The sequence below is a fragment of the Enterobacter sp. JBIWA003 genome, assembly GCF_019968825.1.
Lineage (GTDB): Bacteria > Pseudomonadota > Gammaproteobacteria > Enterobacterales > Enterobacteriaceae > Enterobacter > Enterobacter quasiroggenkampii.
Window position 1 is genome coordinate 2,288,151 of sequence record NZ_CP074170.1, and the last position, 12,920, is coordinate 2,301,070.

The 12,920-nt window shown below is 55.8% G+C and carries 14 protein-coding genes; 5 read left to right on the plus strand and 9 right to left on the minus strand.

Annotation, left to right across the window (positions count from 1 at the left end):
* Nucleotides 1-83 precede the first annotated feature (83 nt).
* From KGP25_RS10995 to KGP25_RS11005, 3 genes are all read right to left on the minus strand, one after another.
* Nucleotides 84-521, minus strand: a complete 438-nt coding sequence (locus KGP25_RS10995; protein WP_111966742.1) for a VOC family protein — start codon at nucleotides 519-521, stop codon at nucleotides 84-86.
* 13 nt (nucleotides 522-534) lie between these two features.
* Nucleotides 535-972: a VOC family protein gene (locus KGP25_RS11000; protein ID WP_167210433.1), complete on the minus strand. Its 438-nt coding sequence runs from the start codon at nucleotides 970-972 to the stop codon at nucleotides 535-537.
* Nucleotides 973-1,051: 79 nt separating this feature from the next.
* Nucleotides 1,052-2,212 carry an MFS transporter gene (locus KGP25_RS11005; protein WP_223540430.1) on the minus strand — a complete coding sequence of 387 codons (1,161 nt, stop codon included), beginning with the start codon at nucleotides 2,210-2,212 and terminating at the stop codon, nucleotides 1,052-1,054.
* Nucleotides 2,213-2,342: 130 nt separating this feature from the next.
* On the opposite strand from KGP25_RS11005, the gene KGP25_RS11010 reads away from it, so the two are divergent.
* Both KGP25_RS11010 and KGP25_RS11015 read left to right on the plus strand, forming a co-directional pair.
* Nucleotides 2,343-2,879, plus strand: a complete 537-nt coding sequence (locus KGP25_RS11010; protein ID WP_048030625.1) for a MarR family transcriptional regulator — start codon at nucleotides 2,343-2,345, stop codon at nucleotides 2,877-2,879.
* Between the two features lie 24 nt (nucleotides 2,880-2,903).
* Nucleotides 2,904-3,827, plus strand: a complete 924-nt coding sequence (locus tag KGP25_RS11015) for a LysR substrate-binding domain-containing protein (RefSeq protein WP_223540431.1) — start codon at nucleotides 2,904-2,906, stop codon at nucleotides 3,825-3,827.
* A 47-nt stretch (nucleotides 3,828-3,874) separates the two neighbouring features.
* Here KGP25_RS11015 and KGP25_RS11020 read toward each other — a convergent pair whose 3' ends face one another.
* Entirely contained in the window at nucleotides 3,875-4,345 is a 471-nt protein-coding gene (locus KGP25_RS11020; RefSeq protein ID WP_196352322.1) for a hypothetical protein, read from the minus strand.
* A 215-nt stretch (nucleotides 4,346-4,560) separates the two neighbouring features.
* Between KGP25_RS11020 and KGP25_RS11025 the strand changes: the two genes are divergently transcribed.
* Together KGP25_RS11025 and KGP25_RS11030 are read left to right on the plus strand one after the other, a co-directional pair.
* Nucleotides 4,561-5,346, plus strand: a complete 786-nt coding sequence (locus KGP25_RS11025; RefSeq protein WP_196352321.1) for a phosphotransferase — start codon at nucleotides 4,561-4,563, stop codon at nucleotides 5,344-5,346.
* 139 nt (nucleotides 5,347-5,485) lie between these two features.
* Complete coding sequence (locus KGP25_RS11030) at nucleotides 5,486-5,962, plus strand: WbuC family cupin fold metalloprotein (RefSeq protein ID WP_063621553.1); 477 nt, start codon at nucleotides 5,486-5,488, stop codon at nucleotides 5,960-5,962.
* A 65-nt stretch (nucleotides 5,963-6,027) separates the two neighbouring features.
* Here KGP25_RS11030 and KGP25_RS11035 read toward each other — a convergent pair whose 3' ends face one another.
* Nucleotides 6,028-6,570: a cysteine hydrolase family protein gene (locus KGP25_RS11035; RefSeq protein ID WP_223540432.1), complete on the minus strand. Its 543-nt coding sequence runs from the start codon at nucleotides 6,568-6,570 to the stop codon at nucleotides 6,028-6,030.
* Between the two features lie 400 nt (nucleotides 6,571-6,970).
* Here KGP25_RS11035 and KGP25_RS11040 point away from each other — a divergent pair, with 400 nt between their 5' ends.
* A complete protein-coding gene (locus KGP25_RS11040; RefSeq protein WP_048030616.1) occupies nucleotides 6,971-7,273 on the plus strand; it encodes a hypothetical protein in 303 nt (100 codons plus the stop codon).
* A gap of 114 nt (nucleotides 7,274-7,387) precedes the next feature.
* Here the strand turns inward: KGP25_RS11040 and KGP25_RS11045 are convergent, their stop codons facing one another.
* The 4 genes from KGP25_RS11045 to KGP25_RS11060 form a co-directional block, all read right to left on the minus strand.
* Complete coding sequence (locus KGP25_RS11045; protein ID WP_223540433.1) at nucleotides 7,388-7,987, minus strand: NAD(P)H-dependent oxidoreductase; 600 nt, start codon at nucleotides 7,985-7,987, stop codon at nucleotides 7,388-7,390.
* 74 nt (nucleotides 7,988-8,061) lie between these two features.
* Nucleotides 8,062-8,655 (minus strand): TetR/AcrR family transcriptional regulator, encoded by a 594-nt coding sequence (locus KGP25_RS11050; RefSeq protein ID WP_045910453.1) that lies wholly within the window; start codon nucleotides 8,653-8,655, stop codon nucleotides 8,062-8,064.
* A gap of 34 nt (nucleotides 8,656-8,689) precedes the next feature.
* Nucleotides 8,690-11,779 carry an efflux RND transporter permease subunit gene (locus KGP25_RS11055; RefSeq protein ID WP_223540434.1) on the minus strand — a complete coding sequence of 1,030 codons (3,090 nt, stop codon included), beginning with the start codon at nucleotides 11,777-11,779 and terminating at the stop codon, nucleotides 8,690-8,692.
* Complete coding sequence (locus KGP25_RS11060; protein WP_223540435.1) at nucleotides 11,776-12,885, minus strand: efflux RND transporter periplasmic adaptor subunit; 1,110 nt, start codon at nucleotides 12,883-12,885, stop codon at nucleotides 11,776-11,778. The genes KGP25_RS11055 and KGP25_RS11060 overlap by 4 nt, the downstream gene beginning before the upstream one ends.
* Nucleotides 12,886-12,920: the final 35 nt, after the last annotated feature.

The window sequence follows — 12,920 nt, forward strand, 5'->3', positions numbered from 1 at the left end:
GGTGGGGGATCAATCATCAGATGTTTGACACAAGTTCTTTAGGTCCGCCCTTCGCTAAAAGCGGACCATACTTTAAAACTTTATTAGTGACGTGACTCTTCCTCTCCTGAGAGCGTATCTGCATCAGGTGAATAATTCCGGTAAACGCATGCCAGTTTATGCCCGTCAGGATCGCGCAGATAGGCAACATAAAAATCGGGGCCGTAGGCGGTTCGTGTACCGGGCACGCCTTCATCCTTTCCTCCCGCACGGAGGCCCGCTGCATGGAAGCGTCTGACAATTTCCGCGTTATCGGCTCTGAATGCGAACATTGTCCCGTTTCCCGCCGTCGCGGGTTGCTGGTCAAAAGGAGGACAAATGCAGAAGCTAAATTCGTCATCCGGATGATTTTCGTTTCCCCACATCGCCCAGCTATCAGTCCAGGCGGGCAGACGTGAATAGCCCAGTACGTTAAAAATAGCGTCATAAAAGTTCACGGCGCGCTGAAAGTCATTTGTCCCTATCGTGATATAAGCCAGCACCTTATAACATCCTCTATCCACGCAGCCACGGCGTAATCGTCAGACCGGTCAGCAAACCTTCCGGGCTGAGCAGGCGAGTGACTGTCTGCCCCCACGGTTCTGTGCGGTTGGCGACCAATAACCGATAGCCTTTTTCACTCAGAACACGGGTAGCGGAATCGAGATCCTGCACCTCGTATTCAATCCATCCCTGCGGTATCGGATGCTCCACGGGCCACTGCGCTTCACCAAAACAGGACGTTGCCGCCTGTGACAGCGGCCAGACGGCAAAATGCTTCACGCCCGGTAAGTGTCCCTCTTCAGTGAGCAGATAATCGGCATTGCCCTCCATCGGCTTCAGCGGCAGTCCGAGAGTCTGGATATAAAACGCGGTGCTGGACGCTGTATCCTGTGAAATGGGCCCGAACCCGGCGACGAACATGACATCAATTCCCGGTAACGTCTGCGACATATCCACTCCTTAATAGCCTGAAATGATGGAATTTAGCGTAGAGCCGTCTGAAATACGACTCTCAATTATGGTATCGCATTCACCGCGCCTGCACGTTCACGGTGGGTTTGAAAGTGAACGCGATAACGATCAACAGCACGACTCCTGCACTCATCACCAGCCAGGCGCTGGTCAGCGAGACCGAACTGTCGCGAACGATCCCTGCAACTAGCGGCATGAGCGCGGCGATCATATATCCTCCTCCCTGAACTTTAGACAGTAACTTCCCGGCCTGCGCGGGCGTTCGCGCATGATCGAACGTGACGATAAGCGACAGCGGGAAGAGGGCGCCGATACCGATGCCAAGCAGCAAGGTTGATAAGACCGGCGTGGTGCCCGGCGCAAAGACCAGACACAGTAATCCCGCCAGCAGCAGTAACAGTACTGTTATCAGCGGAACACGGCGGTCGGGGAATTTACCGATCAGCGCGGAGACGGCAAACCCGGCGGCCACCTCGGTTAAGGTCAGCCAGGCCAGCATATAGCCGCTGCTGCGTGCGGACCATCCTGCCTGAATATAGAGCGGGGGCAGCCAGGCTAAGACCAGCGTGTAGGCACCCGTCCCCACGCCAAAAAAGAGCAGAAGGAGTCCAGTCCGGGAGGAAGAGAGCGTAACGGATTCATGTGCTGCTTGTTCCCCTTGAGGCTGCTTAACCAGGGGTAACCACAGCATCAGCGCCAGCAGCGCAAGCACGCCTGCCATAGCCAGCGCGGGTTTGAGCGTGAGCCATGAAAACAGCGGCTCGGCGCTGGCGGCGGCGACTGCCGCACCGGCCATAATGCCCGTGCTGAATAGCGACATGATCGTGCTGGCCGTTTGCGTATACGCCTTTTTTATCAGGGCAGGCATTAACGCCTGGATCGTGCCGATGCTGGCCCCACCCAGTAACGCGGTACCCATCAAACCCGTCAGCGAGGTGCTAAAACCGCGTAATGAACAGGCTACCAGCAGGATGAACAGCCCGAGCATAATTCCCCTGACGGCACCGACCCTGGCTAAAAGCCAGGGACCACACAGGGCAGCCAGTCCCATCATCGCCACCGGCAGGGTAGTCAGCAGGCTGAATTGCGTCGCGGTCAGCCCCGCTTCGCGCTGCAGCACGGAGAAAAGAGGGCCGACCGAGGCCAGAATGGGGCGCAGGTTCAGCCCGACGATAAAAGCGATAACGGCGAAGAGTAACGGTGATGTGCGTTTCAACATGGCATCCTTTTCGGTTGTGAATGGCCCAGGCAAATTGCCGCGAGCATTTATCTTAACGTTAAGATAAAATCTGTTTTTGTGTAAGATGTACCGCACAACTCGATAAATTCCCACGCTATCCGGGGTGAAGATGAAAGACCATGTAGACTTCGTTGTCGGCCAGTGGAGCAGCGCCATGCCTGAGCTGGACGCCTCGTCGATGAAAATTTTTGGCCGAATGCTCAGGCTGATGAAGCACCTGGGAAAAGAACGCGCGCAGGCCATGGCGCCGTTTGGCTTTCGCGAGGGCGAGTTTGACGTCCTCGCCACGCTGCGTCGCGCCGGGGAGCCGTACTGCCTTTCGCCCACGCAGCTGTATACATCCCTGTTGATCACCTCAGGGGCGATGACGAACCGGCTCAACCATCTCGAACAGCAAGGCCTTATCAGGCGGATCGCCGATCCTGATGACAAGCGCAGCTCGCTCGTCAGCCTGACGCCGCACGGGCAGGCTCGTATCGAACAGGCGCTACTCGTGCACACGGAAACGCAAAATGCGCTGCTGAGAAACCTCTCTGAGGCGCAGCGCGCGCAGCTTGAATCTCTGCTCAGAGGGCTGCTGCTAACGTTTCCGGCTGAGGAATGGGGTGAAACGTCACCGAGTGCCGATAATACAAAAACTGCATGATTACACCTGACAAAAAGGGAACGTATGTCTTTACCGCCACTGTATGCGCTGCGCGCGTTTGAAGTTGCCGCACGGCTGAACTCCTTTAGCAAAGCGGCTGAAGCCCTGAACATCACGCCGGGGGCGGTCAGCAGGCATGTCCGGACGCTTGAGATGTGGTTTGACTGCGAGCTGTTTAAGCGGCAGGGTCCGAGAGTGGAGGTCAGCGACGCCGGGCGCATGCTGGCCGGGCAGCTTAGCGAAAGCTTCTCGAATATTGAGTGGGCCTGTCGCGCATTCAAAAGTGAAAACCACCTTCTGCGCCTCAAAGCCCCCAGCACCCTGACGATGCGATGGCTCCTCAATGTGCTTAAATCCTTTCGCGAGAACCACGCGAAGCCGAAAATCGAAATCGCCAGCGTCTGGATGGACTTCGACACCGTTGACTTCAGCCGCGAGCCCTACGATTGTGCGATCCTCCTCGGTAACGGTTATTTCGGCGAGTCAACTGAGAGTCGACTGCTGTTCAGCGAATGGCTTATTCCGGTTTGTACGCCGTCTTTACTGGAGCCTGCCCGGCATCAGCTTCCAGAATGCGATCTTATTCATCCGTCACCGGACAGACGGGACTGGAAGCGCTGGCTGAAAAGGACGGGCTTATTCCCCGGCCTCGACATGAGCGGTGGGATCGTGTTCGACACCCTGGAGCAGGCAAGCCTTGCGGCCATGCACGGACACGGCGTGGCGATGGCCGATCTCCGGCTCACGCTCGACGCGTTGAAAAGCGGCCTTCTCGCGCTGCCCTTCAGGGAGGCGATAGCAACAGGAGATGGTTACTACCTTGTCTGGCCGAAAAATTCGCTCAGAGGACAGAGTATTGAACGGTTGCTGACCTGGCTTAACCTTAATGCACCAGTGGTGCCCTCTTTGGATATTGTCTGTCTTGATTTCAATGAAAAGCGGATTTAATAAATAGCGGAATATTAACAGGGAGATATTCCGCATAGTGAACGTATTTATGCGTAGGGAATATTTGCCATCTTTTTATATCTTTCCGGCAGGGCGCTGTTCAGATTGAGTAATTTATCCAGTATATAAAGAGCGGGCGTTCCCTTTGCGCGTTCAGCTTCGATCAGCGCAGAACGTAACAGATTGGTAGCCGATGTCATTTCACGGAAGTACTCCTCAGATTCAGGCGTCTGAACTTCGCCTGAAGCGGCGTAGCGCACCCGGGGCCAGTCCGCGAAGTCCAGAAGCGGAAGGAGCCCATCTTCTTTGGGCAAATGTGCTGAGAGCAACTCTTCGGCGTTACCCGGATTGCTTTGGGCGAAAGACAGAAGATGCAGGCGATGAATAAAGGGTGAAAGCAGCTCAGTGCTATCGTCTTCTGACGAAAGTAACGTTATTAACGCATGTATATTTTCACCCGCGATGTTTTTTTCAGGTGAGATCATTTTCATTAGATGAAATAAAACATCGAGTGTCATACGTACTCCATATGCATGCAGGTGTATTTATTTTTTGAATTTCGCTCTCTGTTCCAGGTCAGGAAGAGATTGGGAATGAAGGGATGGTATTTCAATGCGATCGGGTTTGAAAAACGAGAAATAGTGGGAATCAATGTGAGTTTTACTCAACGTCAAATGTTGAACAACCACACTATACTTACGCCCTGAAACCGAACGCGTGGCATGAGGATGGTATGACCGCCGAGAATTTATCCAGAATGGGCGCTGCAAAAGTCCGCCAGGTGATGGATCAACATGACAATACGTTGATAGAAAAATACCCTGTTAGCGATGTTGAATACGGCTTTTATGAGCGTGCTGCGGACCCGCTACGTCGCGTTGTTGAATCCCCGCGACTGTTGCACGCCGACCCGCATCGACGCTGCCTGAGGATCGAATATGTTCCTCATAAGCTCTCTCAGGATGAGATTTCCGGGGATGAGATATTGAGACGCCTTGTCCGCCTTCATGATTATCCTGCCGATCCTGCATGGATTTATCACACCCATACCTGGTCTGAGTCAGCGCTTGAAAAATCCTTGTCTCTTTTGAAATTACCCATGCGTGCTGAGCAGCAGATGCGATGTTTTCAACAAGCGGCCTGCGTTTTGTTTAGTCAGGAATGTTTAATTTCTGGTGATACCAATGCGGGTAACTGGGGCAGAAGAGAAAACGGCGATGTGATCCTTTTCGACTGGGAAAGATTCGGTACTGGCAGTCCGGCTATCGACCTTGCTCCGCTGGTTCAGGGGATGGGCTCAAAACAAAGCATTTTACAACTTGCCGAGCGCTACTGTTTTTTTGCCACGCATTCTGATGCATATCAACTAGCCAGGGAAATCACTATCGCCAAAGCATGGATTGTCACAGAAGTGGTGTTATTACTGCACGAAAGGAAAAAGCCTGATTTGAATCTATACCTTAACTGGTACAGAAAACACCTCCCTGATTGGCTTGAAGAGTCCGTCTCATCTCTTTAATGCCTTATATCAGCCTTCGGGGCGATAACGCAGGCAGCGATTTGTTTCACAAATCCCATCGCTCCTCGACCGTTCAGGATGGTATAACGTCTTGCGGCAATCGGGTTGCCGTAGACAGCCCACATTCCTAAAGGTGTATATGAAACAAATTACTTTCAGTGACCTGCAGCAGCAAAGCGAGCAGGCCGCACATTCTCCTCGCTTACGCGCCCATCGTAATTTACACCCTGAACTGAGCGACCCGGTGCAGCGCCTGGCCATTGCAATGGAACCTGGTACCTATGTTCGCCCCCATCGCCATCCTCACACCTTTGAACTGCTGACGGCGCTGAGCGGTCGCTTTCTGGTGCTGAATTTTGACGACAGCGGCAACGTGACCCGGCGTGTGGTGTTAGGTGAAGAGTGTAAAGTGCTGGAGATGGATGCCGGAACCTGGCATGCCGTGCTGTCGCTGGATAAAGGTGGCGTCATTTTTGAGGTTAAACACGGGGGGTATCAGCCCGTGCCCGAGCATGATACCGCCCCTTGGTCACCGGCAGAAAACGAGCCTGGCACCGAGAAGCTGATGCAATGGTACGCTCAGGCACAGGTGGGTGACGGTGGTTTTACCCTGTAATTATTCTCTTATGTGCCCGGCGCGCGGAAAGGCGAGCCGGGTAAAGAGATAAGCGCTCACGCGAGTCAACTCACCGTATTAAAAAGCCAGTCACGAGCAGTCGACAGCGTCACAAACGGGCCTGCCAGTGTGTTGTTGTGATGGGCAATAATGTCGCTGGCGGATAAATAGTCATTATCCATTGTTGTATGCGCATCTGAAATTAATACCGTCCTGAAACCCAGCTCCGGTGCGGCCCGGCAGGTCGTATCGACGCAAAACTCTGTTTTCATCCCGGCAATGACCAGCTGTTTAATACCTCGCTGATTAAGTTCTCGCAGCAATACCGTATCCCGAAAACAGCTGGGATAGCGCTTGGTGAAAACAACGTCCTGCTCCTTCACGTCCAGTTCAGGTATCAGCTGTGTTAACGGCCCCTTTTCTGAGAAGGGGGAGTCGTCAGGCCCAATATGGCGGGCAAAAAAGACGGGCACCTGCGCGTCTCGGGCGTTGGCGATTAACAAGCGGATATTGGCCAGAACGGCATCGGCGGAGCGAGGGGAAACCGGGCCCCGAAAGAGGCCCTGCTGCATGTCGATAATCAAGAGAGCATTGTCAGATGAAACCATTTTCTTTCTCCATTCAGAGGGTGGTGAACGGAGAGAGATTTCCCCGTCCATGTCGGCGGGGATTGAGGTTCTGTTTGTCAGTCGTTCACTACAGATACGCTCTCACCGCCGAAGGGTCCGGTGGTGGTGAGGGTGGTTGTTGGCTGAACTGACGTAAACATGTTATGACCTTCGCTGATATATCTTTTAAATCATATCCGGACGAGCCGTTAAACTTTAAAAATTTGCTGCCGATAGTTCTTTTCAATACCATCAATATGCATGTAAAGATGAACAAAATCATATCAGCATATTTGGTAGTTGCGTATTTGTCGGCTCGACTTATTGCACAATCCAACTGTGCGAGAGACTGGATAAAAACCGTAGTGTTTCGATAAAAAATCACAAAAAGGATGTGCGAATGTTGAAAAGATTAGTCGCGGGACAGATGAGCTTACCGATGACTTTCTGGGGATGGGGAATTTGCGGTAATTTTCTACTGGGTCTCATTGGGCTTGCTGGAGTGCAGACCGGTCATCCGGCCATGATGCCGCTTTCCTATATACTTAAAGCCATTCTGTTCAGTGCTGTACTTTCGGGCATAACTTTCATTCTGCGTCGAAAAATCACGGTATTAGGTGGGATCGCTTTTTTTATTATTTTGATTCAGGTGATTATGAGTGTAGTGATGACGATAGGCCTTTTCTCGTTATTTTTTGAATAATCACAAGAAAGAGAGTTCCGGTTTGCCAGCAGGATCCCTGACGGTTAGTAACATCGAGAACTCGTGCCTCCTTATGGCGAAGGAGGCACGCCGTTGCTGGATGGATAGCCGATATTATTTTAGGTTGCCGATCTCGCTCAGAAATTCGTCAACCTGCTCGGGCGTCGCCGTGTCTGCCTGGTAAAGGATATCGAGCTTAACGTTCTTCAACCCGCAGAAGCCAAATACCCCTTCGATTATCTGTGTCTGAATCGCCGTCGAATAGCCGTGTTTATCAAATCCGGTGAGATCGCTACCACCAGTGGCAATCAGGCGGACGGGAACATCCCGTAAGTTGCCCACAATCCGGCCGTCGTCAGCCACCTTATACGCCCAGTTCAGGGTTAACACGCGATCGAACCAGCCTTTCAACAGCGCGGGAACCGACCACCAGTACACCGGGAAGACAAACACCAGCATATCCGCACGCTCGACGCGCTGCTGCTCGCGCAGAATATCGTCGGGGAGGGCGCTCGGATCCCCGTGATACAAGTCAAGATCGGCGCGAGACATGGCCGGATTAAACCCTTCAGCATGCAGATCGGCGAACTCAACCTGCATACCTTCCTCGCGTAATTTTCCGGCAATGCGGGTGGCCAGTGAATGGGACAAGGACGTGTCGATAGGGTGAGCCGTCACGATCAGCGCGTTACTCATGGCGTTTGTAGCAGACATAGCAACCTCAAAATGGGGGAGAAGAGATGCCTATGTTACTATTGGTAACTTAAGTGTCAATCCACCCCCGGCGATCATTTTGTGCTATTCGCGTAGGTCGCAAGCACGCCGGTCATGGCGCCGCTGAGCGTATCTTCTGCCACATTTCGGGCGAGCACGCCGTTGCCCGCCGCGGTGCTGAGCGCCTCCGCCGCGCCAATGATGGCCGTCAGTACCGCTTCTCCCTGAACGCCTTTTAAGACGATAAAAGGCGAAAGCGCGGTGCGCAGGCAGTCGGCACATTCGGCCACGCATGCTTCCCGGAACGTCTGCAGCGCACGAGAACCGGACAGCGCCGCGGCGATTGGCCCGGTTTCAGGCCCGGCGGCAATGGCACAGTCGATATAGGCCGCGCTGAAAAAGCGGATCGTCTTCTCCAGCGTTTTGCTGTCAACCGCCAGCGTCTCGCGGAATTTCGCCAGTTGCCGATCGCTATAGTCCTGATACAGTGCCATCAGCAGCCCTTCGCGATCGCCAAAGTGGTCGTAGGGGATGGGCTTGGTCACGTTGGCCCGTTCTGCCAGATAGCCAAGGGTCAACGCCTCGGTGCCTTGCTGACGCACGATTCCACGCGCAACCTCCAGCAGCTGCACGCGGCGGTCCTCTTTTCTTAAGCGCTTAACAACCATGCTTTCCTCAGATTAGTTATCTACCAATGGTAGTTTACACGTTTTCCGTGCCGTGCTGAACGCGTTGTTCAACCGGGCGGATCCGGAACCAGATCGCATACATCGCGGGCAGGAAGACGAGGGTAATGATCGTCCCGCCCAGCGTACCGCCGATCAGCGTCCAGGCCAGCGTTCCCCAGAACACCGAATGCGTCAGGGGAATGAACGCCAGCACGGCCGCCATGGCGGTGAGTAAGACCGGTCGCGCTCGCTGGACCGTCGCCTCGACCACCGCCTGGAACGGATCGAGGCCGTCCTTCTGGTTATGATCGATTTGACCGATCAGAATCAGTGTATTGCGCATCAGAATGCCGGAGAGGGCGATCAAACCGACCAGCGCGTTGATGCCAAACGGTTGATTAAATATCAGCAGGGTCGGCACGACGCCAATCAGCCCCAGCGGCGCGGTTAAGAACACCATGACCATCGCGGAGAGTGAGCGCACCTGCAAAATGATGATCAGTAGCGTCAGGGCAATCATGATCGGGAACAGTGGTAACATGGCCTGCGTGGCTTTACCCGATTCCTCAATCGAACCCGCCATGTCGATACGGTAGCCGGCCGGTAGCGCATCGGCGATCGGCTGGAGCTGCTTCATGATGGCGACCGACACGTCCGGCGGCTGAAGATTGTCGGCGATATCGCCCCGTACGGTAATCGTGGGGGTGCGATCGCGGCGGCGCAGGATCGGGTCTTCCATGCCGATCTCAATCCTGCCGATTTGAGACAGCGGCACGCGCTGTCCCGCATTGCCGACCAGGGTAAAGCCTTCGATTTTTGCCGGGTCAAGGCGGATATCACCCGCCGCGCGGGCAACGACGTCTACCGATCGAATATCTTCCCGCACGGAGGTGACAGGTACGCCTGATAACAGGAACTGAAGCTGCTCGGCAACGGCGCTGGAGGTTAAGCCGGTCGCCTGCAGACGGTTCTGATCGAGAGTGAAATGCAATACCGGAACGCGTGACCCCCAGTCAGTGTTGACGGTTCGCATCATCGGGCTTGCCTGAAGCACGGCTTTCACCCGTTCGGCGATGTCCTGTACCTGTTTGACGTCCGGCCCCGACACGCGCCAGGCAACCGGGAAGGGCGAGTAGGGGCCAAACACCAGCTGTGTTACCCGCACGCGGGCTTCGGGCGCAAGACCGCTGGCGACGGCCTCCCTGAGCCTGAATTTAAGCGCCTCGCGTGACGTCTCGCTGTCCGTCAGGATCACGATTTTCGCAAAAGAGGGATCGGGCAGCTCGGGAGCCATTGCCAGATAGAAACGGGGCGAGCCCTGACCAATATAGGCCGTGACGATTTTGGCTTCCGGCTGCTGGCCCAGCCATGCTTCTATTTTTGCGGTTGCGGCGCTGGTTTGCGCAATCGAGGTGCCATAAGGCATCTGTACTTCAACCAGCACTTCCGGGCGATCGGAGGTCGGGAAGAACTGTTTTTTTACCAGCCCCATGCCAAGCACGGCCAGAATGAAAATGGCGACCACGGACCCGGCCACGCGCCATTTTCTGGCGATAACGCGGCCAAGCAGCTGGCGAAAACGGTTATAGCGAGGCGTGTTATAGATGGCGGCATGACCCCCTTCCACTTTGGGGATCGCTGGCAGGATCTTCACCCCAAGATACGGTGTGAACACCACCGCCACAAACCATGAGGCTATCAGGGCGAGGCCGACAATCCAGAACATATTGCTGGTGTATTCCCCGGCGGTCGACTGGGCAAAACCATTCGGCATAAAGCCAATGGCCGTCACCAGGGTACCGGCCAGCATCGGCGCGGCGGTGTGGCTCCAGGCGTAGGCCGAGGCTTTGATTCTGTCGTAACCTTCCTCCATCTTCACCACCATCATTTCGATGGCGATAATGGCATCGTCAACCAGCAGACCGAGGGCGAGGATCAGGGAGCCCAGCGTGACGCGGTCAAAGTTTATTCCCGCGGCTTCCATCACCACGAAAACGACCGCCAGCGTCAGCGGTACCGCCGCGGCAACCACCACCCCCACTCGCCAGCCCATGCTGACAAAACAGACCACCATGACCACAAGCAGGGCGACGAAGAATTTGATCATAAACTCATCGACAGACGAGCGGATATTCACGGACTGGTCGGTGACTTTGGTCAGGGTCATGCCAAGCGGCAGGCTATCGTTGATTTTCGCCGTTTCCGCATCCAGCGCTTTACCCAGCGCCAGGCCGTTCCAGCCCTCACGCATGACAATGCCCAGCAGCAGGGCGGGTTCATGCTGATTGCGTATCAGCATCGTCGGGGGATCTTCATAGCCTCGTTCAACCGTTGCCACATCAGACAGCGTGAGCGTTTTGCCCTGGGCGACTAAAGGCGTATCGCGGATTTTCTGCAGTTCATCGAACGCGCCGTCCAGGCGGATAAAAATCTGTGCGCCCCGGGTTTCAATGGCACCCGCCGCGGCCAGGACGTTCTGGCTGTTGAGGGCATTGAAAATATCCTGCGGTGAGAGGCCCAATGTGGCCAGACGGTCATGGGAGAAGGCGATATATATCCGCTCGGCCTGTTCGCCGATAATGTTCACTTTTTTCACCCCGGGAACGTGCAGAAGCTGCTGTCGCAGGCCTTCGGCATCGCGTACCAGTTGCCGCTGCGGTTCGCCTTTTGCTTTCAGGGCAAAGAGGGCAAAGGTGACATCCGAGAATTCATCATTGATCATCGGGCCAATGACGCCCGCCGGAAGACGCAGGGATTCATCACCAAGCTTCTTACGCGCCTGATAGAACTCCTCCTGCACTTCAGAAGGCGGGGTTTTGTCCTGCAGTGACAAGGTGATATACGCCATGCCGGGGCGGGTGTAGGTTTCCGTACGGTCATACCACTTGAGTTCCTGCAGGCGCTTTTCCAGCGGTTCGGCCACCTGATCCTGGATCTCCTGTGCGGTTGCGCCCGGCCAGACGGCGATCGCCGTCATCTGCTTCACGGTGAAGGGCGGATCTTCCGCGCGTCCCAGTCCAAAAAAAGCGTAAATACCGGCAATCGTCACCAGAACGATCAGAAAGAGCGTGACGGAACGCTCGCGGACGGCCAGCGCTGACAGGTTGAAGCGACGTTGGCTCATGGCGCGTTCTCCGCCGGAGCGGCATGGCGCTGTTCTGCAAGCCTGACAACTTCACCTTCGTGCAGAAGATGGGCCCCTAACGCAACGATCTTCTCCCCGGGCTTCACGCCGCCCGTGACCTGGACCGCATCTTCGCCCACGCTCAGCACCTTAACCGGCGTCCATGTGACCTTTTCTGGCTGGGCGGAAATGCGCCAGACGCCGGGCCCTTTACCCGCATCGTAGAGTGAGGCCAGCGGGACCTGCATCGCCTGACCTTCCGTTTTCGCGTCTTCAATGCTGAGCGTGACGGTCGCCCCCAGCGGCGCGTTCGCCAGCTGACCATCCAGCACGTAGCGGGCTTCATACGTGCGGGTTGTGGCATCCGCGGAGTCAGACAGCAGGCGCAACGTCGCGGTGACCGGGTGTTGTTCACTGCCATAAAGCGTGGCCTGCGCTTCGCTGCCGACGGCAGGGCGCAGCGTCTCCGGAAGCTGGACGAGCGCTTCGCGCTGTCCCGCTCTGGCAAGGCGGATGACGACCTGCCCGGCACTAACGACCTGACCGGGTTCGGCGAGCGTCTCCATCACCACGCCGTCTGAATCCGCCAGCAGTACGGCATAGCCCGTGGCGTTTTGCGCCACGTTGGCCTGCGCGCGGGCAGCGCTGAGATCCGCCCGGGCCGTATCGGCCGCCGCTTTAATCTGATCGTACTCCGAGGCGGACACCGCGCCGGACGCCACCAGGCCGCGATAACGCGACTCGTCGCTGGTGGCTTTTCTCGCCCGCGCCTGGGCAGCATCCACCGCGCGCTGCTGCGCCTGGGCCTGTAATTTCAGGTCAACAGGATCGAGACGCAGCAAAGGCTGTCCCTGTCTGACGGTCTGCCCGGTATCCACCAGGCGTTCGAGGATTTTTCCCTGAACCCTGAAGCCCAGGTCGCTTTGCGTTCTTGCCACCACCACGCCCGTGAAGGCGCGGGCGGCAGGGTTCGCCATCTCGACGGAGGCGGATCTGACAAGCGGTGGCTTAGTGCGCGGATCGTCACTCGCGGAATTATCGCCGCACGCCCCAAGGGCAAACGGCAGAAGACATACGGCAACGCGGGCTGAAGTGAGCCTGAGCATGGGAAACCTTATTGAAGTAACAGGACGGTATCCGC